Genomic DNA, 18,685 nt, shown 5'->3' with positions numbered 1-18,685 from the left:
CCCACCAACGGTGGGTACCTACCGCTGTCCCATCAGCCGATCATCGCTTCTGCGCGAACATCCACGCCCACATCGCGTCGTCCGCATACGTGGCGTCCCAGGCGTTGTGGTTGCCCTCGGGGTACTCGGTGTAACGCACGTCCCTCGCGCCGGCCTGCTGGAAGGCGGCGTGCAGTTTCCGGTCGTCCCCCGGCGGCACCACGTCATCCTGGGCGCCATGGAACATCCAGATCGGGACGTTGCGCAGTCGCTGGGCAATGGCGGCGTACGGGTCGCTCTGGCCGGCCACGGCCGCCACCTGCAGGTCCGGGCGGCTCTGGTGCGGGGACAGCACCGCGCCGCAGACCGGCACGATGGCGGCAAAGCGGGTCGGTTCGGCCAGCGCGATGTTCCAACTGCCATAGCCGCCCATCGACATCCCGGTCAGGTACTGCCGCTGCGGGTCGGCACCGAATTCGGCAATCGCCGCATCCAGTGCGGCCAGCGCGATGCGGTTGTTCTCGCCCGACCATTCCTGGTCATCCGGGGTCTGCGGCAACACCACCAGCGCGGGGAAGGTGGCGGCGTGCTGGCGCAGGTAGGGCCCCAGCCCAGCCTGGGTCTGGCGGCGGCCGTCGCGGCCACGCTCACCGGAGCCATGCAGGAACAGAACGGCCGGCAATTGGCCGCGGGAGGCGGCGGCATTGCGCGGTACGAACACCTGGTAATACGCGGTGTGGCCATCCACCTTGACCGCACGGCCGACGAACTGGCCACCGGAGGCCGCCGGGGTGCTTGCGCAGCCGGCCACCGTCATCATCGCCACCGCCCACAGCAGCCATCCACCCCAGCGTCGTGCCATTGTCGTGCCTTGATTGAAATCGTTTTCAGTCTAGGCCCGGTGGCGCGCCGGAGCATCTTGCAGTGCATCAGTGCGGTCGTGGGGCCGCGGCGAGGATGTCCAGCTGTTCGATCGCCTCGGGATGGCCCTCGGCAGCGGCCGCCTGCACCTGCGCCAAGCTGGGGTGGACCACCAGCAGGATCGGGTTCTCGCACTGGGGGCAGTCGAACTGGGCTTCGTCTTCGTGCAGTTCCATCGGCATCTGCCGCGCGCTGCCCTGCCATTCACAGGCGGCGCAGGTGTAGGTCGCGTCGCGCCAGCCGGGGACGAAGTAGTTGTCGAGGGTCACGGCCATGCGGGGTCCAGGGTCAGTGCAGCAGGATCAGGGAAGCCAAGCCGAGGAAGCTGAAGAAGCCCATGACATCGGTCACGGCGGTGACCACCACGGTACCGGCCACGGCCGGATCGACGTTCATGCGCTTGAGCAGCAGCGGCAGCAGGACGCCGGCCAGGGCAGCGGCGCAGAAGTTGATGATCAGCGCCATGGTGATCACCAGCGAGAGCAGGAAACTGTGGAACCAGAGGTAGGCGATGATGCCGACCACGGTGCCAATCAGCGTGCCGTTGATCAGCGCGACCCGCGATTCCTTCCACAGCAGGATGCGCGCGTTGCTCTGGCCGACCTGGCCCAGCGCGATGCCGCGCACCATCAGGGTCAGGACCTGCACGGCCGCATTGCCGCCGACGCCAGCCACGATGGGCATCAGCACGGCCAGGGCGACCACTTTCTGCAGGGTCAGCTCGAACTGGCCGATCACGCTGGCCGCCAGGAACGCGGTGCACAGGTTGATGCCCAGCCAGACCACACGGCCACGCACGGCACGCTTGATCGGCGAGAACAGATCTTCTTCTTCGTCCAGACCGGCGGCGCCCAGCGCCTGGTGCTCGGCCTGCGACCGGATGATGTCGACCACGTCATCGATGGTGATGCGGCCGAGCAGGATGTTGTTGTCGTCCACCACCGGGGCGGAGACCCAGTCATGATCGGAGAACTGGCGCGCGACTTCATCGGCGCTCTCGCCGACATCGATCGCCGGCTGCTCGTCGTCAATCAGGCGGTTGATCGGGGTGTTGTCCTCGTGCGTCACCAATGCGGCCAGCGAGAGGCGACCCAGGTACTGATGGCGGCGGCTGACCACGAACAGGTGATCAGTGTGGTCGGGCAGTTCGCCGCGCAGGCGCAGGTAACGCAGCACTACATCGACGTTGACGTCGGCGCGCACGGTCACCACGTCCGGGTTCATCAGGCGGCCGGCGCTGTCCTCGGGATACGACAGCACCTGCTCGAGCCGCTCGCGGTTCTCGCGGTCCATCGACTTGAGCACTTCATCGATGACCGTGTCCGGCAGGTCTTCAACCAGATCGGCAAGGTCATCGATGTCCAGGTCTTCGACCGCGGCGATGATCTCGTCCGGGTCCATGTCGGCCAGCAGGCTTTCGCGCACTTCCTCGCCAACGTGGACCAGCACCTCGCCGTCGTCTTCCGGATCGACCAGGCCCCAGACAATCTCGCGTTTGCCCGGGGGGAGCGATTCGAGCAGGTTGCCGATTTCCGCCGGTGCCAGGGTGTTGACCAATCGACGGACCGGACCCAACCGCCCGCTGTCCAGTGCATCGGACAACAGCCGCAGCTGGCGCGCCGTCTTGTCGTGGCGTACGGCTTCGGCCATGCGCAGCTCCTGCGGGAAAAGAAAAAGGCCGCTATCCGGTAGAGGATGCGGCATCGGCGGTGGTCACCGCGTCATTATCGCGCGCTTGTGTGTCAATCGGGTAGCGCGCGACCGTGGGTGGTGCCGCGCAGGCGACGCCGCGCGGTCACGCGTGTATCGAACAACGGTCGATACTTACCGATGGAGGCCGGCCTTTTCTATCCAGCGTTCGATGCCGCGGCGGTCGCGTGCCTGCAGCAGTTTGGCCGCCATCGCCTGCAGCACGGACAGGTCGCTGTCCCGCACCGCGCGGCGCACTTCCAGCAGGGTGCCCGGGTGCAGGCTGAATTCCGTCAGGCCCAGCGCCAGTAGCAGGCGCGTCATCAGCGGGTCGCCGGCAATCTCGCCGCAGACCGCCACCGGAATGTTGTACGCCTGGCCGGTGCGCAGGATGTGCGCCAGCAGGCGCACCACCGCCGGGTGCAGCGGCGAGTACAGCTCGCCGACCGCCTCGTTGTTGCGGTCGGCGGCCAGCAGGTACTGGACCAGATCGTTGGTGCCGATCGAGAGGAAGTCGACCAGGTCAATGAAGCTCTCCAGCGCGATCGCCGCGGCCGGCACTTCGATCATCGCGCCGAACGGGATGTGCTCGGCCACCTCGTGGCCTTCCGCGCGCAGCAGCGCGGCCTGCTTGGCCAGGCGCCGGCGCACGGCGAGGATCTCCTCGCGGGTGCTGACCATCGGGATCAGGATGCGCAGCTTGCCGTAGGCCGAGGCGCGCAGGATCGCGCGCAGCTGGGTATCGGCCACTTTCGGCCGTGCCAGGGACAGGCGCACGCCGCGCAGGCCCAGGGCCGGGTTTTCTTCGTTGCTCAGGGTCAGCCCGGTGCGGTCGGCTTTGTCCGCGCCCAGGTCCAGGGTGCGGATGGTGACCGGCCGCCCGCTCATGCCGAGGGCGGCATCGCGGTAGGTCTCGAACTGCTCCTGCTCGTCCGGCAGTTCGTTGCGCTGCAGGAACAGGAACTCGGTCCGGTACAGGCCCAGCCCGTGCGCGCCCAGCGCGTGCGCCTGGGTGACGTCCTCGCTGGACTCGGCATTGGCGAGCAGGGCGATGTCGACGTTGTCGCGGGTGCGGCTGGGCTTGGTGCGCAGGCGGCCGAGCTCACGCTGTTCGCGCGCGTGCTCGCGCAGCCGGACGCGGTAATCGCGCAGATCCGGTGCCTGGGGGTTGATGGTGACTGTGCCGTCGCTGCCGTCCATGATCAGCACGTCGCCATCGGCGACCTTCTGCAGCACGTTGGGGACGTTGACGATCAGCGGCAGGTGCAGGCTGCGCGCCAGGATCGCGCTGTGCGACAGCGCGCTGCCCCCGGCGGTGACGATGCCGACCACGCCATGGGCCTGCAGCTGGGCGAGCTCGGACGGGGCGATGTTGTCGCAGACCAGGATCTCGCCGGCCATGCCTTTGACGTCTGGCGGGCGCTTCTGCAGGAACGCATGGATGCGCCCGATCACATGGTCCAGATCGTCCATGCGGCTCTTCAGGTAGGCATCGTCCATGCCATCGAAGACCTTGGCCAGGCGGTCGCGCTGCACGCGCAGCGCATAGCCGGCGCTGTACGGACCGCTGCGGATCAGTTCGTCCAGGCCAAACAGCAGTTCGGGGTCATCCAGCAGCAGGGCATGCAGGTCGAGGAATTCGCCGACCTCTTTGTTCAAGGCGCCGTGCAGGCGCTGGCGCAGGTCGTGCATTTCGCCGCGCGCCGCTTCCACGGCCACGTGCAGGCGCTCCAGTTCGGCGTCGATCTTGGCCGGCGCAATGCGCTGCTCGGCCACTTCCAGGGCATGTGGCAGGCGCACCCGGGCGCGGCCCAGGGCATTGCCGCGGGAGGCTCCGTGGCCGGACAACAGCATCGCCCCGGACGTGGTCCGGGCCGGTGCGGAGGATCCCGGTCGCGGTTGCCCCCCCATGCTCAGTTGTCCTCGTCGAAACGCCGTTCGAAGAGGGCGACCACCGCCTCCATCGCGGCGGCTTCGTCTTCGCCGTCGATGCGCACGGTGACCGGGGTGCCCTGGCCGGCGGCCAGCAGCATGACGCCCATGATGCTCTTGGCATTGATCTCACGGCCTTTGGCGGCCATGGTCACATTGCAGCGGAACGGCGCCAGCTCCTGCACCAGCTTGGCAGTGGCGCGGGCATGCAGGCCCAGGCGGTTGGAAACAGTGAGTTCACGTTCAAGCATCGTCGACAATCGCTCCATTGCGAGTGCCTGCCGCGGCTGTGGCAGGCAGTTGATCCAGTCCCTGTTCCGGATAATTCATCACCCGCATCAACATCGGCAGGCTCAGCGCCGAAACCCGGCGTGCCGGGGTGCCCAGACGAGCCAGTTGCCCGGCCAGATTGCTGGGGCTGGCGCCGTACAGGTCGGTCAGGATCAGCACGCCCTGGCCACTGTCCACCCGGCGCAAGGCGGCCGAGGCGAGCGGGAGCAGGACGTCCATATCTGCGTCGAACGGTACTTCGAAAGCTTCGGTCTTCAGCGGCAGGTGCCGCAGCAGACGGGTCGCCACGTCCAGCAGGGCCGTGCCGACACCGGGATGAGTTACGATGAGAATGCCACAGGTCATTCCCGAACGTTAACAGGTCAACATGAATTGGCGATAGCACGCGTGAAAGACCGCTGTGTTCCGCGGTTCAGCGTGTCGATGCCGGCCCTCGCCGTTACTGCCGTTCTCAGTCCAGTTCGCGGTGGAAGGTCGCCACTTCCGGCCAGCCCTGGTCGCGGGCATGGCGGGCCATGCGCTCGGCCATGTACACCGAGCGGTGCTTGCCGCCGGTGCAGCCGAAGGCGACGGTCACATAGCTGCGGGTGTCATTGCCCAGGCGCGGCAGCCAGGTATCGAGGAAATCGACCAGCTGGGCGGCATAGCGCTGCACATCGGGCTGTTCGTCCAGGTGCTCGCGCACCCCGGCATCGCGGCCGGACAGCGGGCGCAGTTCCGGGTCCCAATGCGGATTGGGCAGCACGCGCACATCGAACACGAAGTCGGCTTCGGCCGGCACGCCACGCTTGTAGGCGAACGATTCGAACAGCAGCGACAGCTTGTTGCCGTGGGCCAGCGCGAATTCGGTCACCACCTTGCGGCGCAGCTGGTGCACGTTGAGGTGGCTGGTGTCGATCACCGCATCGGCGGCGGCGCGCAGCGGGGCGGTGAGTTCGCGCTCGCGGGCGATCGCTTCGGGCAGCGACAGCCCGAGCTGGCTCAGCGGATGGCGGCGACGGGTGTCGGCGTAGCGCTTGAGAAGGGTTTCATCGGTGGCATCGAAGAACAGCAGCTGCGCATCCAGGCCGGCGGCCTTGGCGTCTTCGCGCCAGTGCGAGAGCTGGGTCAGGTCACTCTGCGCGCGCACGTCGATGCCGACGGCCAGGCGGCGCGGAGCCTCGCGGCCCGGATCGCCGAGCAGGCTGCGCACGAAATCCGGCAGCAGGTCGATCGGCAGGTTGTCCGAGCAGTAGTAATCGAGGTCTTCGAAGGTCTTCAGCGCGACCGTCTTGCCGGAACCGGACAGGCCACTGACGATGATCAGGGTGGCGGCGGTCGGGGCGGAGGCGGGGGCGGGAATGGTCATGGCGTGCGGCGTTCCAACATGTTGCTGTGGCGGGCGATGAACATCGCGGCCGGGTCGATGCCCTTGGTCCGCAGGATGTGCAGGCGCGTGGCGGCCTCGGTCAGCACCGACAGGTTGCGGCCGGGCATGACGGGCAGGGTGATCAGCGGCACATCCAGGTCCAGCACGTGGCGGGTACCCGAGTCGCCGGTCAGGCGTTCATAGCCATAGGGGGTGGGCTCGGTCATCGGCTTGGTCAGGTGGACGATCAGCCGAAGGTACTTGTTCTTCTTTACCGCTGTGTCACCGAACATCTCGCGCACGTTGAGCACGCCCAGGCCGCGCACTTCCAGCAGGTCCTGCAGCAGCTCCGGGCAGGTGCCGTCGAGCACATCCGGGGCGATCTGGGTGAATTCAGGGGCATCGTCGGCCACCAGGCGATGGCCACGGCTGAGCAGCTCCAGCGCCAGCTCGCTCTTGCCCGAGCCAGCTTCACCGGTAATCAGCACGCCGATGGAGTAGATCTCCATGAACACGCCATGCAGGATCACCCGCGGCGCCAGCGTGCGCGCCAGGTGGTAGGACAGGTGGTTGAGCAGCTCGTGGCCACGTTTGGGCGAGATCCACAGCGGCGTCTGCGATTCGTCCGCAGCCGCGCGCAGGTCTTCCGGGCAGGACTGGTTGCGGGTGATCACCAGCGCCAGCGGATGGGACTGCATGATCCGCTCGATGGTTTCCCAGCGCTGGCGCGAATCCAGCGAATCCAGCCAGGACAGTTCCTCGGTGCCCAGGATCTGCACCTTGTTGGGGTAGATCGCATTGAGGTAACCGGCCAGCGAGGGGCGGCGCGAGACCTTGTTGCCGGCCTCCAGCTCACGGCGCTCGCCCTGCTGGCCGGCGACCCAGCGCAGGCTCAGGCGGTCGCGCTGCTGTTCGAACAGTTCGCGCGCGGTGATGCTGGTATTCATGCGGCACTCGCCGGCGGGGGAAATTCGATGACCCGACGCAGTTCGTCGCCGTCGCGCGCTTCGCGCAGCGCCTGGCGGATGGCCGGCTCGGAGAACAGCTCGGCCAGCTCGGACAGCAGCATCAGGTGTTGATGGGTGTAGTGCGCGGGCACGGCAATCGCGAAGACCAGGTCGACCGGTTCATCGCCGCCGAATTCCACCGGCGATTCCAGCCGCAGCAGGGCCCCACGGGGGCGCTCGAGCAGCGGGGCACGGCCGTGCGGAATGGCGATGCCGTGGCCAATCGCGGTGCTGCCCAGCGTCTCGCGCTGGCACAGGTTCTGGTACAGAAGCTCGGCGTTGGCTTCGCGGCAGGCCAGCAGGCGGGCTGCGGCCTTCAGCACGCTGTCGCGATCGGCGGCCGGCAGCACTTGCGTGCGGACGGCCGCCAGAAGATCAGTCAGAGGCATGTCGGGGTGGAAACGAGGGCATCAACCCTCATTGTCGCCCACCGGCAGCGGTTGCGGTGCGTGCTGCTGCTTTTTCTCTTTGTGCTTGATGACCAGGCGGTCGAGCTTGTCGGCCAGGATGTCGATTGCCGCATACATGGTGGGGCCGCTGGCGTCCGCGTGCAGAGTCTGCCCGGGAACATTCACACTCGCATCGGCATGGTGCTCCGGCTTGCGGATCGACAGTTGCACGCGAACCTCGCAGTGCTGGTCGAAATGCTTCCCCAGCCGTTCCAGCTTGGTCTCCACGTACTCGTTCAGAGCCGGGGTGATCTCAAGGTGGTCCTTGCCAAACGTCTCGATGTGCATCGGGTTTCTCCTTTGTTCGGATGTGCCAATGAACCTTCCCGCCGGGCGCGGTGGAGCGTCAGACGATTCTTACCCTTTCGTGCGAGGCGGAAATGTTCATGGCTTCACGATACTTCGCCACGGTGCGTCGCGCTACCGGTATTCCCGAGGTTTTGAGCAGGTCAGCCAGCTTGGCGTCAGAAAGCGGCTTGCGCGGGTTCTCGTCATCGATCAGGCGGCGCAGCATGGCCTGGATGGCGGTACTGGAGGCTTCGCCGCCGCTGTCGGTATCGATGCCGGAGGCGAAGAAGGCGCGCAGGGGCAGGGTGCCGCGCGGGGTACGCACGTACTTGCGGGCGATGGCGCGTGAAATGGTCGATTCGTGCAGGCTCAGTTCGCCGGCCACTTCACGCAGCGTCAGCGGGCGCAGCGCCTGTTCGCCGAACTCCAGGAAGGCGGCCTGCTGGTCGAGCAGGCAGCGCATCACCCGCAGCAGGGTCTCGCCGCGGGCCTCCAGGCCCTTGAGCAGCCAGCGCGCCTCCTGCAGGTGGGCGCGCATGTAGCCGGCGTCGGCCTCCCCGCAGCGGCGGATCATCTGCTCGTAGCCGCGGTGGATGACCACCTTGGGCCCGGCATGGCCGGCCAGGGCGGCACGCCAGACCCCGTTCTGGCGCCAGACCACGCAGTCCGGCACCACGTAGCTGTCGTGGGAAAGTTCGCCGATCTGGCTACCGGGGCGGGGGTCGAGCGAGCGCAGCAGCTGCACCGCGACCTCCACGTCGACCACCGGCTCGCGCAGCTCGTGGGCGAGCCCGGCCACACCGCTGCGTGGCAGGCGCTCCAGCGGGCCATCGGCGATACGGCGGGCCAAGGCCAGGCCGGGGGTGTCGGCGGGCAGCACCAGCAGCTGCAGGTCCAGGCATTCGCCCAGCGTGCGTGCACCGACCCCGACCGGGTCGAAGCGCTGGATCTGGTGCAGCACGGTCAGGATTTCGGCCTCGTCGGCCTGGATGGCCGGGCGCAGGGTCTCGGCGATGGTTGCCAGCGGCTCGCGCAGGTAGCCGTCTTCTTCGAACGCGTCGATCAACGCCGCGCCGATACTTCGGTCCCGGGCCGACAGGTGCGACAGGTGCAGCTGCCAGAGCAGATGGTCGGCCAGCGATTCGGTCTCGGCCACACGCTCGGCGGCGCTGCCGTTGTCGTCATCGTCGAAGGAGCCGCCACTGCTGCCGCTGGTCCAGTCGCCCTCGCCGGGCGACCAGTCATCACTGGCCGAGACCTGGTGCTCGCCATCGGCGTGGGTATCGGTGGCGGCAGGCGGGGGGCTGTCCTCGCCGGGGCTGGCCTCGAGCGCCGGTTCAGCGTTCTCGGCCCAGTCCAGCAGCGGGTTGGTCTCCACCGCCTCGGTGATTTCCAGCTCCAGCTCGGCGTTGGACATCTGCAACAGCTTGATCGCCTGACGCAGCTGCGGCGTCATGACCAGGTGTTGCCCCATCGATGTCTGCAGCCGTGCTTTCATGCCTGTGCCGAACGGAAGGAAGGCGTTGCGGCGGCCGCTGGATCAGAGCTTGAAGGTGTCTCCAAGGTAGACGCGGCGGACGTCGGCGTTGGCCAGGATCTCGTCCGGCGCGCCCTGTGCCAGCACGCTGCCCTCGTTGAGGATATACGCGCGGTCGCAGATTCCCAAGGTTTCGCGGACATTGTGGTCGGTGATCAGCACCCCGATCCCGCGCTGCTTGAGGTGGGTGACGATGCGCTGGATTTCACCGACCGAGATCGGGTCGACACCGGCGAACGGCTCATCAAGCAGGATCAGGCGCGGTTTGGCGGCCAGCGCGCGGGCGATTTCACAGCGGCGGCGTTCACCACCGGAGAGGCTCGCACCGAGCTGGTCGGCCACATGGTTGATCTGCAGCTCGTCCAGCAGGCTGGCCAGTTCCTTCTCGCGGCCGGCCTTGTCCAGGTCCTCGCGCAGTTCCAGCACCAGGCGCAGGTTGTCGGCCACGGTCAGCTTGCGGAACACCGAAGGCTCCTGCGGCAGGTAACCCACGCCCTGTTTGGCGCGGGTATACATCGGGTCGCCGGTGATGTCCTTGCCGTCCAGCACGATGCTGCCGGCGTCGGTCTCGACCAGGCCGACGATCATGTAGAAGCAGGTGGTCTTGCCGGCACCGTTCGGACCGAGCAAGCCGACCACTTCACCGGCCTCCAGGGTCAGCCCGAAATCCTTGACGACTTCACGCTGCTTGTAGCGCTTGCGCAGGCCTTTGGCGACGAGCATTACTTCTTGCTCCCGGGGGTCGGTACGGTGGTCTTGGCGGCCGGCGCGGCCGGGGCAGCGGTCTTGTTCTTGGGCTGGATGACGGTGCGCACGCGCGTGCCATCGCCACCGCTGTTCATCTCGCCGGTGCGGGTGTTGTAGGTCATCTTCTGGCCGGCATTGGTGCCGCGTGCGCTCTTGACCTGGTAGTTGCCGGTCATGGTCAGCACTTCGGCCTTGATGTCGTAATCGATGCGGTCGGCGCTGGCGTCCATCCAGCTGCCGTCATCGAGCTGCTGCTTCAGCTTGGCCTGCTTGCCGGTGAACACGGCGCGGACCGCTTCGCCGTCCTTCATGTAGATCTCGGCATCGGCGCTGCGCAGATCGAGCGTGCCCTGGGTGACCACCACGCCCTGGGACAGGGTGGTCTTGCCGTCGCCGACCAGCGTGCCCGACTGGGTGCCGGCATCGATGGTCATCGGTTCATTGCGATCGGTGGACTTCGCGCTGGCCGCGAACGCGGGGGCGAGAAGACTGATCGCGCAGGCGGCTGCAAATAGGATCTTCATGGAATGGGTCTGTCCTGCCAGAGTGGGGGTCGTGACCAGACGTCAGTCCGGCCGGTGAATCGCGGGGTTTCCTGTGCTGCCGGCGCCTGTCCGCGAGGACGTCGCCACGGCGGCGGTGCTCAGCGCTGGGGCGTATAACGGCCCTTGGCCTGGCTCAGGAAATGGTAGGTCTTGGTTTTGGAATCCAGTTCGAAACCGACGCCGGACTGGCTCATGCCCGGGCGGGTCATGGTGACCAGCGCATCGGTCTTGGCGCGGCTTTCGTTCGGGAAGACATCCAGGTGATCGGTACGGAACGTGGTGGGCGGCACGCTGGCGATCTTCGGGCTGTCGCCGTTGACGTTGCCGATCAGCTTGAGTTGATCGCCTTTGGCGCTGACCCAGCCCGTATCGCTGCGCAGCTCCCAGTGGTTGCCGTCCTGGTCGGGCAGCAGGAACAGGGGCGTGGTGATGTTCATGGTTTCATCGCTGCGCGTGCGCTCCAGCAGCGGGGCGCGCAGGGTGGTGGATTCCTTGCCCTGTTCGTCCAGCGCCACGATCTGGAAATCATGCAGGACGTAATCCTTGGTGGCGTCGTCGCCCGCCTCGGCCGTGCCCTTGTCGCGATCGTGCAGCGCCAGCCAGCCGGTGAAGACGGCCGCCACCAGCAGACCGATGCCGAGAGAGGTACGCAGGTTCATGCGCCGAACCTCGCCAGTACCGCGTCCACATGGCCCTGCGCAGCCAACAGCACGTCGCACAGCTCACGCGCTGCGCCCTTGCCGCCATCGCTGCGGGTCTGCCAATGCACGCGTTCGGCGATCCACGGGTGGGCATTGGCCGGGGCGACGGCCAGGCCGACCGCGCACAGCGGACCGAGATCGGGGAGGTCGTCACCCATGAAGGCCACCTGGTCCAGGCCGATGCCGTGCTGCTCGCACAGTGCCTTGACGCTGGCCAGCTTGTCGCCGACCGCGATCTGGGTATCGATGCCCAGGTCCGCGCCACGCTTGAGCGCGGATTGGCTGTTGCGCGCGGTGATCAGCACCGGGTGGATACCGTGCTGTTGCAGCAGTTTCAGGCCGAGTCCGTCCTGCACGTAATACGCCTTGCTCTCGTTGCCGTCCTTGTCGTAGTAGAGCCGACCGTCGGTGAGCGTGCCGTCCACGTCGAAGCAGGCCAGCCGGATACGGCCGGCAGCGGCGTGCAGGTGGGACGGGAAACCGGGCAACGGGGAGTAGGGCATCGTCTGGGGGCAGCTCAGCTGAATGGAGGAAGACAACTGTGGTTTAAACCACCCGGGCCCGCAACAGGTCATGAATGTTGAGCGCGCCGACCAGATGACCGTCAGCATCGACCACCATCAAACCGTTGATCTTGTGGGCTTCCATCAGCTGCGCCGCCTCGGCTGCCAGCTGATCGGCACCAATGGTGCGTGGGCCGCGGGTCATCACATCGGCGATCCGCGCGCTGCGCACGTCCAGGTTGGTGTCCAGCGCGCGGCGCAGGTCGCCGTCGGTGAACAGGCCGATCAGATGGTTGTCGGCATCGACCACGGCGGTCATGCCCAGGCGCTTGCGGCTCATCTCCACCAGGGCCTCGCTGAGGCTGGCCCCGACGTCCACGCGCGGCAGCTCATCGCCGCTGTGCATGACATCGGTGATGTGCAGCAGCAGGCGGCGGCCGAGGCTGCCGGCCGGGTGCGAGCGGGCGAAATCGTCGGCGGTGAAGCCACGGGCATCGAGCAGGGCCACGGCCAGCGCATCGCCCATCGCCAGCGAGGCGGTGGTGCTGGAGGTCGGGGCCAGCGCCAGCGGGCAGGCCTCGGCCGGCACGCTGACATCCAGATGAACGTCGGCGGCGCTGGCCAGGCTGGACTGCGGGCGGCCGGTCATGGCGATCAGGCGGTTGCCCTGGCGCTTGAGCACCGGCAGCAGCATCAGCAGCTCGTCGGACTCGCCCGAATAGGACAGCGCCAGCACCACGTCGGCTTCGGTGATCATGCCCAGATCGCCATGCCCGGCTTCACCGGGGTGCACATAGAAGGCCGGGGTGCCGGTCGAGGCCAGCGTAGCGGCGATCTTGCGGGCCACATGGCCGGACTTGCCCATGCCGGTGGCGACCACGCGGCCCTTGCTCTGCAGGACCAGCTGGCAGGCCTGGCTGAACGCATCGCCCAGCCGCTCGGCGACCGCGCCCAAGGCATCGCGCTCGATCTCGAACACGCGGCGGCCGCTGGCGACCAGTGCCGCAGCGTCGGCCGGATGGGGGAGTTGGGGCGAGACAGCCATGCGAGCGCCACGTGGAAGAGTAGAATGAGCGCTCATTTTATTAGGAAAGCCCGTTGGACGCCGAGACCATCCGCAATCTGATCGAAACCGGCCTGCCTGGCGCCCGCGCGGACGTGCAGGGTGACGACGGCGTGCACTTCGAGGCCACCGTGGTCTGCGAGGCCTTCGCCGGCAAAATGCCGCTGGCGCGCCACCGCATGGTCTATGCGACCCTGGGTGATCTGATGGGCGGGGCGATCCACGCGCTGGCGCTGAAGACCGTCACCCCGGCCGAAGCGGGTTAGTCAGCCGAATGATGGTTGGCTCTGCCTCACCGATTACATCAGCCGACCCACGGTCGGCTCTACCTCATTCCAAGTAGATTCCATGGCCAAGATCGTAGTGACCGGCGGCAAGCCGCTGCACGGTGAAGTGAACATTTCCGGCGCCAAGAACGCTGTCCTCCCCATCCTGTGCGCGACCCTGCTGGCCGATGCGCCGGTGGAAATCACCAACGTGCCGCACCTGCACGACGTGGTCACCACCGTGAAGCTGCTCGGTGAGCTGGGCGCCAAGGTCACCATCGACCAGGGCACCCTCTCGCGCGGCAGCGCGATCGTGGTCGACCCGCGCTCGGTCAATCAGCACGTGGCCCCGTACGAGCTGGTCAAGACCATGCGCGCCTCGATCCTGGTGCTCGGCCCGCTGCTGGCCCGCTTCGGTGCGGCCGAAGTGTCGCTGCCGGGCGGCTGCGCGATCGGCTCGCGTCCGGTCGACCAGCACATCAAGGGCCTGCAGGCCCTGGGGGCGGAGATCACCGTCGAGAACGGCTTCATCAAGGCCCAGGCCAAGCGCCTGAAGGGTGCGCACTTCACCTTCGACATGGTCAGCGTCACCGGCACCGAGAACGTGTTGATGGCCGCCGTGCTGGCCGAAGGCACCACCGTGCTGGACAACGCGGCGATGGAGCCGGAAGTCACCGACCTGGCGCACTGCCTGATCGCGCTCGGCGCGAAGATCGAAGGCCTGGGCACCGCCCGCCTGGTGATCGAAGGCGTGGAGAAGCTCTCCGGTGGCCGTCATGAAGTGCTGCCCGACCGCATCGAAACCGGTACCTTCCTGGTCGCCGCGGCGATGACCGGCGGCAAGGTCACGGTCAACCGGGCCCGTCCGAACACCATGGACGCGGTGCTGGCCAAGCTGGTCGAAGCCGGTGCGAAGATCGAGACCACCGACGACAGCATTACCCTGGACATGGAAGGCAAGCGCCCGCGTGCGGTCAACCTGACCACCGCGCCGTACCCGGCCTTCCCGACCGACATGCAGGCGCAGTTCATGGCGCTCAACTGCGTGGCCGACGGTGTGGGGGTGATCAACGAGACGATCTTCGAAAACCGGTTCATGCACGTCAACGAACTGCTGCGGCTGGGCGCGGACATCCAGGTGGAAGGCCACACCGCGATCGTGCGCGGCGCCGAGCAGCTCAGCGGCGCGCCGGTGATGGCGACCGATCTGCGTGCGTCGGCCTCGCTGATCCTGGCCGGTCTGATGGCCGAGGGTGACACCACCATCGACCGCATCTACCACCTGGACCGCGGCTACGAGAACATCGAAGAGAAGCTGTCCTCGCTGGGCGCCACCATCCGGCGTATCGCGGCATGATCCTGCGCGGCCGGTTCACCCGCCGCCGCAAGGCACTGCTGGTGCTGGTACTGATCGTGCTGGCGTGGCTGGGTTACGCCTGGTACGCCGGCATCGCGATCACCCAGGGCATCCAGCAGGAAGACATGGACTGGAATGCGGACGGCACGGTCAGCCGTACCGAAGTGTTCCAGTCGTTCTATGCGGTTGGCGTGGACAAGAGCGTCGACGGCAACCGCCATTGCAGCACCTACTACTGGCGCGACACGCGCCAGCAGATCCGGGTGGACTGCAAGACGGTGTTCGGCGAGGCCAAGCCGGAATAAAAAAACGCCCGCGCAAGCGGGCGTTTTTCCTGGTCAGTTCATGCCTTTGATCGTCAGATCCAGCGCATCCTTGCCGCTCTCACGCTGCAGCAGGCGCGCCGGCACCGGGAACTCCGGCACGATCCAGGCGATCAGTTCCTTGTTGCCATCGGTCCGCGACACCTTGGTAGCGTCGTAGGACTTGCCGGCCACGGTGATCTTTTCCTTGCCGACCACCTTGTAGGACATCGGCTTGATCCGGCCTTCGTCCACCATGCGGTAGTTCAGCGGCTTGCCGGCGGCCAGATCGCGCGCGATCGCCAGGTTGATCAGCAGGGCATCCATGTCGCCGGCCTTCAACGCGACCGGCCCGCGGCGGTCCGGCTTGACGTCGCCGGTCCAGGTGGCCTGGTTGCTGCTCCAGTTGTAGGTGGCATCCACGTTGCGCTTCTTGACCAGCAGCACCGAGCGGTCATTGCTGCTGAGCGGGCGAAGACGACCGTTGGCCTCCTCGAACACGGTGTTCTGGCTGAGGTCGGCCAGCTGGTTCTTGACGTTGAGGCTGTAGCGCCACTTGTTGGCGCCTTCGCTGGTGAGCGTCATGGTGCCATTGGCCTGCATGCCCATGTAGCTGGCCTGGTAATCGGCCTTGAACGGCTGCAGTGCCATGGCGGGCAGGCTCACCACGGCCAGGGCGCCGGCGGCGATCCAGGTCAGCGGACGGTTCAGTGTGGTCATGCTCAGACTCCTTGGTATTCGATCAGGCGCAGATCAATCCGATCTTCGCCATCTTCGCGTTGCAGGATGCGCACCGGCGTGGGGACACCGTTGGCGATCCAGAGGATGGTTTCGTCATTGCCGCCGTTGGTGCGATACACCCGCAGCGCGTTGTAGGACAGATCGCCAACCGGCACGTTCTCGGTGTCCGGCGCGGCCTGATAGTCGTGCTGGCGGACGCGGCCCACGTCCACATAGCGGTAATGCATCTGCCCGCCGGGACGCGCATCGCGCATGATCGCCAGGTTGAGCAGCAGCGCGCTCTGGTCGCCCGGCTGCAGCGGGATCGGCTGGCGGCGCTCCTTCTTCAGATCGCCCAGCCACTGCGCGGTGCCGGCCTGCCAGTCGTAGGTGCCGGTGACCTTCTTGCCCAGGAACAAGCCCTTGCGGACGGTGCTCTGGCTCAACGGCACATAGGTGCCGTTGCGGTTCTCGAACACCGTGCTCTGCTCCAGGTTCAGGCCGAGCACGCTCGCGAAGCCGCTGCGGCCGACCACCTGCATGTCCACGCGCCACTGCTGGCCGCCGGTGTGGGTGACACGCATGGTGGCATCGCCGGCCTGCTTGCCCTTGTAGAGGGCTTGGTAGGTGGCGGTGAACGGCTGCAGCGGCGGTGCCTCCCAGGCCATGGCGGGCAGGGCGGGCAACGGGGGCGTCGCCGTTTCCTGCGCGTGGGCAAGGGCGGCGGTGCACAGCAGGGATGCCATCAGCAGCACGGGCTTGAACAAAGGCGTTCTCATGCGGGCCGGTCGGGGAAGGAGGGGGAGAGGATGCCAGCGCCGGGATCAGCAGCGTGTGTGCGCGAGCCTTATCGGTTCAGCTGTCCGGCGCAATCTAGGCGCAGCGGGCTAAACAGAGGGTGACCGTCGAGCTGGAGCTGACCTGCCTGTTCAGTTACGCGCCCACTGACCAGCAGCGCCAGGCTGGCGATCAGCAGTGGATGCTCCACGGCCAGCACCCGCTGGGCCAGCGCCTCGGCGGTGTCACCGGTCTGGACCGGCACGCGGGCCTGGGCGAGCACCGTGCCGGCATCCAGTTCGGGTACCACGAAGTGCACGCTGGCGCCGTGCTCGGCGTCACCGGCCTCCAGCGCACGCGCATGCGTGTGCAGCCCTTTGTAGCGCGGCAGCAGCGAGGGATGGATGTTGACCAGGCGGCCGTCGAACCGGGCCACGAAGGCGGCCCCGAGGATGCGCATGTAACCGGCGCAGACGATCCAGTCCGGCGCGAAGGCGTCCAGCGCATCGGCCATCGCCGCATCGAAGGCGGCGCGGTCCGGGAAGTCCTTTGGCGAACGTGCCCAGCGCTGATCCGGGCCCACCTTGAGCAGGGCCGAGGCCTCCGGCTTGTCCGAGAGCACGGCCACGACCTGGGCATCCAGCCGCTGTGCGGCGATGGCGTCCAGGATGGCCTGCAGATTGCTGCCCCGGCCGGAGGCGAGCACGGCGATGCGGCTGCTCATGCGGCTTCGAACGCTGCCTTGACCGCGGGGCGCGACAGCACCACCAGAGTGAATACCCCCAGCGCGGTACCGAACGGCATGAAGATGCAGGCGATACCGGCCACCACCATGCACAGCAGGTAGCGCCGGCGTTGTGCCAGGCAGCGGCCGGCATAGGCCATGTAACCGGCCAGCACCAGCCCGGCCGCGCAGCCCAGGCCGCCGATCAGCACGAACACCCAGCCGAGCAGGCGCGGATCGAACGGGGGCGGCGCCTCCCCGGGCGCCAGCGGCGGCGGCGCGGCGAAGATCACCGCCACCCCCATCAACAGGTAGATCAGCGGGAACAGCGAGAACAGTGCGGTCAGGCCGGCCACCACATAGTGGAAGACCGACAGCAATTGCAGCTGCGAGGTATCCACCGCCGCGGCCGGCACGGCCGGCGCCGCTGCGGTGGGCAGCGACGGCGGGTGGGCAGGGAACTCCGGGCCGGGCTCCGTCATCTGGCTCAACCGATCTTGACGCGTTCGGCGCCGTCGGCGCGGGTGACTTCACCGATGGTCCAGTGCTCCAGGCCCTGTGCGGCCACCGCAGCGCCGACCGAGGCGGCCTGGTCGGCGGCCACGATCAGCACGAAGCCGATGCCGCAATTGAAGGTGCGCCACATCTCGCTGTCGGCCACGGCGCCTTCCTTCTGCAGCCACTGGAAGACCGGCGGCAGGGTCCAGGCGTCGGCGTTGATGTCCAGGCCCAGGCCGTCGGGCACCACGCGGATGATGTTCTCGGTCAGGCCGCCACCGGTGATGTGGGCCATGCCGTGGATCGCCGCGCCGTGGGTCTTCAACAGCGCCAGGATCGGCTTGACGTACAGGCGGGTCGGCGCCATCAGCGCATCGACCAGCTTGACCCCACCGTCCAGCTCCAGATCGGCCGGCTGCCCGGCGCGGTCGTAGATGCGGCGCACCAGCGAGTAACCGTTGGAATGCGGGCCGGAGGAGGCGATGCCGATCAGCACGTCACCGGCGGCCACGCTGGCGCCGTCCTTCAGTTCGCTCTTCTCCACGCCGGCGACCGTGAAGCCTGCCAGGTCGTACTCGCCCGGGGCATACATGTCCGGCATTTCAGCGGTTTCACCGCCGATCAGCGCGCAACCGGCCTCGGTGCAGCCGTTGGCGATGCCGCCCACGACCGCCGCCGCGGTGTCGATATCCAGCTTGCCGGTGGCGAAATAATCCAGGAAGAACAGCGGCTCGGCGCCCTGGACCAGCACGTCGTTCACGCACATCGCGACCAGATCGATGCCGATCGTGTCGTGGCGGCCCAGCTGTTGTGCGAGCTTCAGCTTGGTGCCCACGCCGTCCGTGCCCGAGACCAGGACCGGCTCGCGGTACTTGCTGGAGAGGTCGAACAGGGCGCCGAAGCCACCCAGCCCGCCCATGACTTCCGGGCGGAAACTGCGCTTCACCAGCGGCTTGATGCGCTCGACCAGCTCATTGCCCGCGTCGATGTCGACACCGGCGTCGCGGTAGGTCAGGGGAGAGGGGTTGGACGGAGAATTGG

General features: G+C 67.3%; 24 protein-coding genes. 3 read left to right on the top strand and 21 right to left on the bottom strand.

Going from position 1 to position 18,685, the window contains the following annotated elements; translation table 11 throughout:
* Positions 1 to 40: 40 nt before the first annotated feature.
* The 16 genes from AC13F7_RS09550 to AC13F7_RS09475 form a co-directional block, all read right to left on the bottom strand.
* Positions 41 to 841, bottom strand: coding sequence for a carboxylesterase family protein (locus AC13F7_RS09550; protein ID WP_482999969.1), 801 nt, complete (start codon positions 839 to 841; stop codon positions 41 to 43).
* 67 nt (positions 842 to 908) lie between these two features.
* The gene (locus AC13F7_RS09545; RefSeq protein ID WP_346472588.1) at positions 909 to 1,175 is read right to left on the bottom strand and encodes a hypothetical protein; all 267 of its coding nucleotides are present in this window, start codon (positions 1,173 to 1,175) and stop codon (positions 909 to 911) included.
* Positions 1,176 to 1,188: 13 nt separating this feature from the next.
* Positions 1,189 to 2,550 (bottom strand): magnesium transporter, encoded by a 1,362-nt coding sequence (gene mgtE, locus AC13F7_RS09540; RefSeq protein ID WP_088432828.1) that lies wholly within the window; start codon positions 2,548 to 2,550, stop codon positions 1,189 to 1,191.
* A gap of 174 nt (positions 2,551 to 2,724) precedes the next feature.
* Positions 2,725 to 4,443: a phosphoenolpyruvate--protein phosphotransferase gene (gene ptsP / locus AC13F7_RS09535; protein WP_482999968.1), complete on the bottom strand. Its 1,719-nt coding sequence runs from the start codon at positions 4,441 to 4,443 to the stop codon at positions 2,725 to 2,727.
* 59 nt (positions 4,444 to 4,502) lie between these two features.
* Positions 4,503 to 4,772: an HPr family phosphocarrier protein gene (locus AC13F7_RS09530; protein WP_482999967.1), complete on the bottom strand. Its 270-nt coding sequence runs from the start codon at positions 4,770 to 4,772 to the stop codon at positions 4,503 to 4,505.
* Positions 4,765 to 5,157, bottom strand: coding sequence for a PTS sugar transporter subunit IIA (locus tag AC13F7_RS09525; RefSeq protein ID WP_482999966.1), 393 nt, complete (start codon positions 5,155 to 5,157; stop codon positions 4,765 to 4,767). The genes AC13F7_RS09530 and AC13F7_RS09525 overlap by 8 nt, the downstream gene beginning before the upstream one ends.
* A 106-nt stretch (positions 5,158 to 5,263) precedes the next feature.
* Positions 5,264 to 6,160 carry an RNase adapter RapZ gene (gene rapZ, locus AC13F7_RS09520; RefSeq protein WP_482999965.1) on the bottom strand — a complete coding sequence of 299 codons (897 nt, stop codon included), beginning with the start codon at positions 6,158 to 6,160 and terminating at the stop codon, positions 5,264 to 5,266.
* Entirely contained in the window at positions 6,157 to 7,107 is a 951-nt protein-coding gene (gene hprK, locus AC13F7_RS09515) for an HPr(Ser) kinase/phosphatase (RefSeq protein ID WP_481470302.1), read from the bottom strand. Before hprK ends, rapZ begins: the two co-directional genes overlap by 4 nt.
* Positions 7,104 to 7,556, bottom strand: a complete 453-nt coding sequence (locus AC13F7_RS09510) for a PTS sugar transporter subunit IIA (protein ID WP_121043141.1) — start codon at positions 7,554 to 7,556, stop codon at positions 7,104 to 7,106. Before AC13F7_RS09510 ends, hprK begins: the two co-directional genes overlap by 4 nt.
* 21 nt (positions 7,557 to 7,577) lie before the next feature.
* Positions 7,578 to 7,904 carry a ribosome hibernation-promoting factor, HPF/YfiA family gene (gene hpf, locus AC13F7_RS09505; protein WP_259261257.1) on the bottom strand — a complete coding sequence of 109 codons (327 nt, stop codon included), beginning with the start codon at positions 7,902 to 7,904 and terminating at the stop codon, positions 7,578 to 7,580.
* Between the two features lie 58 nt (positions 7,905 to 7,962).
* Positions 7,963 to 9,402 (bottom strand): RNA polymerase factor sigma-54, encoded by a 1,440-nt coding sequence (locus tag AC13F7_RS09500; protein WP_482999964.1) that lies wholly within the window; start codon positions 9,400 to 9,402, stop codon positions 7,963 to 7,965.
* Between the two features lie 42 nt (positions 9,403 to 9,444).
* Complete coding sequence (lptB, locus tag AC13F7_RS09495) at positions 9,445 to 10,164, bottom strand: LPS export ABC transporter ATP-binding protein (RefSeq protein ID WP_346472593.1); 720 nt, start codon at positions 10,162 to 10,164, stop codon at positions 9,445 to 9,447.
* Positions 10,164 to 10,712, bottom strand: a complete 549-nt coding sequence (gene lptA / locus AC13F7_RS09490) for a lipopolysaccharide transport periplasmic protein LptA (RefSeq protein ID WP_123728561.1) — start codon at positions 10,710 to 10,712, stop codon at positions 10,164 to 10,166. Before lptA ends, lptB begins: the two co-directional genes overlap by 1 nt.
* Positions 10,713 to 10,831: 119 nt before the next feature.
* On the bottom strand, positions 10,832 to 11,392 hold the full coding sequence (gene lptC, locus AC13F7_RS09485) for an LPS export ABC transporter periplasmic protein LptC (RefSeq protein ID WP_481470305.1): 561 nt from the start codon (positions 11,390 to 11,392) through the stop codon (positions 10,832 to 10,834).
* Positions 11,389 to 11,937, bottom strand: coding sequence for a KdsC family phosphatase (locus AC13F7_RS09480; protein ID WP_482999963.1), 549 nt, complete (start codon positions 11,935 to 11,937; stop codon positions 11,389 to 11,391). Before AC13F7_RS09480 ends, lptC begins: the two co-directional genes overlap by 4 nt.
* Before the next feature lie 43 nt (positions 11,938 to 11,980).
* The gene (locus tag AC13F7_RS09475) at positions 11,981 to 12,982 is read right to left on the bottom strand and encodes a KpsF/GutQ family sugar-phosphate isomerase (RefSeq protein ID WP_482999962.1); all 1,002 of its coding nucleotides are present in this window, start codon (positions 12,980 to 12,982) and stop codon (positions 11,981 to 11,983) included.
* Between the two features lie 53 nt (positions 12,983 to 13,035).
* On the opposite strand from AC13F7_RS09475, the gene AC13F7_RS09470 reads away from it, so the two are divergent.
* The 3 genes from AC13F7_RS09470 (at position 13,036) to AC13F7_RS09460 (ending at position 14,928) form a co-directional block, all read left to right on the top strand.
* A complete protein-coding gene (locus tag AC13F7_RS09470; RefSeq protein WP_197593053.1) occupies positions 13,036 to 13,266 on the top strand; it encodes a BolA family protein in 231 nt (76 codons plus the stop codon).
* 82 nt (positions 13,267 to 13,348) lie between these two features.
* Positions 13,349 to 14,623, top strand: a complete 1,275-nt coding sequence (gene murA, locus AC13F7_RS09465; RefSeq protein WP_346472597.1) for a UDP-N-acetylglucosamine 1-carboxyvinyltransferase — start codon at positions 13,349 to 13,351, stop codon at positions 14,621 to 14,623.
* Positions 14,620 to 14,928, top strand: a complete 309-nt coding sequence (locus tag AC13F7_RS09460; protein ID WP_261997787.1) for an EF-hand domain-containing protein — start codon at positions 14,620 to 14,622, stop codon at positions 14,926 to 14,928. Before murA ends, AC13F7_RS09460 begins: the two co-directional genes overlap by 4 nt.
* A gap of 33 nt (positions 14,929 to 14,961) precedes the next feature.
* On the opposite strand, the gene AC13F7_RS09455 is transcribed toward AC13F7_RS09460, so the two are convergent.
* The 5 genes from AC13F7_RS09455 to purM form a co-directional block, all read right to left on the bottom strand.
* Complete coding sequence (locus tag AC13F7_RS09455) at positions 14,962 to 15,645, bottom strand: DUF3108 domain-containing protein (protein WP_123728567.1); 684 nt, start codon at positions 15,643 to 15,645, stop codon at positions 14,962 to 14,964.
* Positions 15,646 to 15,647: 2 nt separating this feature from the next.
* On the bottom strand, positions 15,648 to 16,424 hold the full coding sequence (locus AC13F7_RS09450; RefSeq protein ID WP_482999961.1) for a DUF3108 domain-containing protein: 777 nt from the start codon (positions 16,422 to 16,424) through the stop codon (positions 15,648 to 15,650).
* A gap of 68 nt (positions 16,425 to 16,492) precedes the next feature.
* Positions 16,493 to 17,146, bottom strand: a complete 654-nt coding sequence (gene purN, locus AC13F7_RS09445) for a phosphoribosylglycinamide formyltransferase (protein ID WP_482999960.1) — start codon at positions 17,144 to 17,146, stop codon at positions 16,493 to 16,495.
* Entirely contained in the window at positions 17,143 to 17,628 is a 486-nt protein-coding gene (locus tag AC13F7_RS09440) for a hypothetical protein (protein ID WP_483000149.1), read from the bottom strand. The genes purN and AC13F7_RS09440 overlap by 4 nt, the downstream gene beginning before the upstream one ends.
* 5 nt (positions 17,629 to 17,633) lie before the next feature.
* Positions 17,634 to 18,659, bottom strand: coding sequence for a phosphoribosylformylglycinamidine cyclo-ligase (gene purM, locus AC13F7_RS09435; protein WP_483000147.1), 1,026 nt, complete (start codon positions 18,657 to 18,659; stop codon positions 17,634 to 17,636).
* Between the last annotated feature and the right edge of the window lie 26 nt (positions 18,660 to 18,685).

This window comes from Stenotrophomonas sp. K-6 (genome assembly GCF_056861555.1).
Note: the sequence above shows the minus strand (reverse complement) of the source record. Positions and strands in the feature narration are given on the sequence as shown.

What these genes read in the sequence shown, in the direction of transcription:
- AC13F7_RS09550 (WP_482999969.1), bottom strand. Translation starts at nt 841, where the DNA reads ATGGCACGACGCTGGGGTGGATGGCTGCTGTGGGCGGTGGCGATGATG.
- rapZ (WP_482999965.1), bottom strand. Translation starts at nt 6,160, where the DNA reads ATGACCATTCCCGCCCCCGCCTCCGCCCCGACCGCCGCCACCCTGATC.
- AC13F7_RS09440 (WP_483000149.1), bottom strand. Translation starts at nt 17,628, where the DNA reads ATGACGGAGCCCGGCCCGGAGTTCCCTGCCCACCCGCCGTCGCTGCCC.
- lptC (WP_481470305.1), bottom strand. Translation starts at nt 11,392, where the DNA reads ATGAACCTGCGTACCTCTCTCGGCATCGGTCTGCTGGTGGCGGCCGTC.
- ptsP (WP_482999968.1), bottom strand. Translation starts at nt 4,443, where the DNA reads ATGCTGTTGTCCGGCCACGGAGCCTCCCGCGGCAATGCCCTGGGCCGC.
- hprK (WP_481470302.1), bottom strand. Translation starts at nt 7,107, where the DNA reads ATGAATACCAGCATCACCGCGCGCGAACTGTTCGAACAGCAGCGCGAC.
- purN (WP_482999960.1), bottom strand. Translation starts at nt 17,146, where the DNA reads ATGAGCAGCCGCATCGCCGTGCTCGCCTCCGGCCGGGGCAGCAATCTG.
- AC13F7_RS09475 (WP_482999962.1), bottom strand. Translation starts at nt 12,982, where the DNA reads ATGGCTGTCTCGCCCCAACTCCCCCATCCGGCCGACGCTGCGGCACTG.
- AC13F7_RS09460 (WP_261997787.1), top strand. Translation starts at nt 14,620, where the DNA reads ATGATCCTGCGCGGCCGGTTCACCCGCCGCCGCAAGGCACTGCTGGTG.
- murA (WP_346472597.1), top strand. Translation starts at nt 13,349, where the DNA reads ATGGCCAAGATCGTAGTGACCGGCGGCAAGCCGCTGCACGGTGAAGTG.
- mgtE (WP_088432828.1), bottom strand. Translation starts at nt 2,550, where the DNA reads ATGGCCGAAGCCGTACGCCACGACAAGACGGCGCGCCAGCTGCGGCTG.
- AC13F7_RS09455 (WP_123728567.1), bottom strand. Translation starts at nt 15,645, where the DNA reads ATGACCACACTGAACCGTCCGCTGACCTGGATCGCCGCCGGCGCCCTG.
- AC13F7_RS09500 (WP_482999964.1), bottom strand. Translation starts at nt 9,402, where the DNA reads ATGAAAGCACGGCTGCAGACATCGATGGGGCAACACCTGGTCATGACG.
- lptA (WP_123728561.1), bottom strand. Translation starts at nt 10,712, where the DNA reads ATGAAGATCCTATTTGCAGCCGCCTGCGCGATCAGTCTTCTCGCCCCC.
- AC13F7_RS09480 (WP_482999963.1), bottom strand. Translation starts at nt 11,937, where the DNA reads ATGCCCTACTCCCCGTTGCCCGGTTTCCCGTCCCACCTGCACGCCGCT.
- AC13F7_RS09450 (WP_482999961.1), bottom strand. Translation starts at nt 16,424, where the DNA reads ATGAGAACGCCTTTGTTCAAGCCCGTGCTGCTGATGGCATCCCTGCTG.
- lptB (WP_346472593.1), bottom strand. Translation starts at nt 10,164, where the DNA reads ATGCTCGTCGCCAAAGGCCTGCGCAAGCGCTACAAGCAGCGTGAAGTC.
- AC13F7_RS09545 (WP_346472588.1), bottom strand. Translation starts at nt 1,175, where the DNA reads ATGGCCGTGACCCTCGACAACTACTTCGTCCCCGGCTGGCGCGACGCG.
- hpf (WP_259261257.1), bottom strand. Translation starts at nt 7,904, where the DNA reads ATGCACATCGAGACGTTTGGCAAGGACCACCTTGAGATCACCCCGGCT.
- AC13F7_RS09510 (WP_121043141.1), bottom strand. Translation starts at nt 7,556, where the DNA reads ATGCCTCTGACTGATCTTCTGGCGGCCGTCCGCACGCAAGTGCTGCCG.
- AC13F7_RS09525 (WP_482999966.1), bottom strand. Translation starts at nt 5,157, where the DNA reads ATGACCTGTGGCATTCTCATCGTAACTCATCCCGGTGTCGGCACGGCC.
- AC13F7_RS09530 (WP_482999967.1), bottom strand. Translation starts at nt 4,772, where the DNA reads ATGCTTGAACGTGAACTCACTGTTTCCAACCGCCTGGGCCTGCATGCC.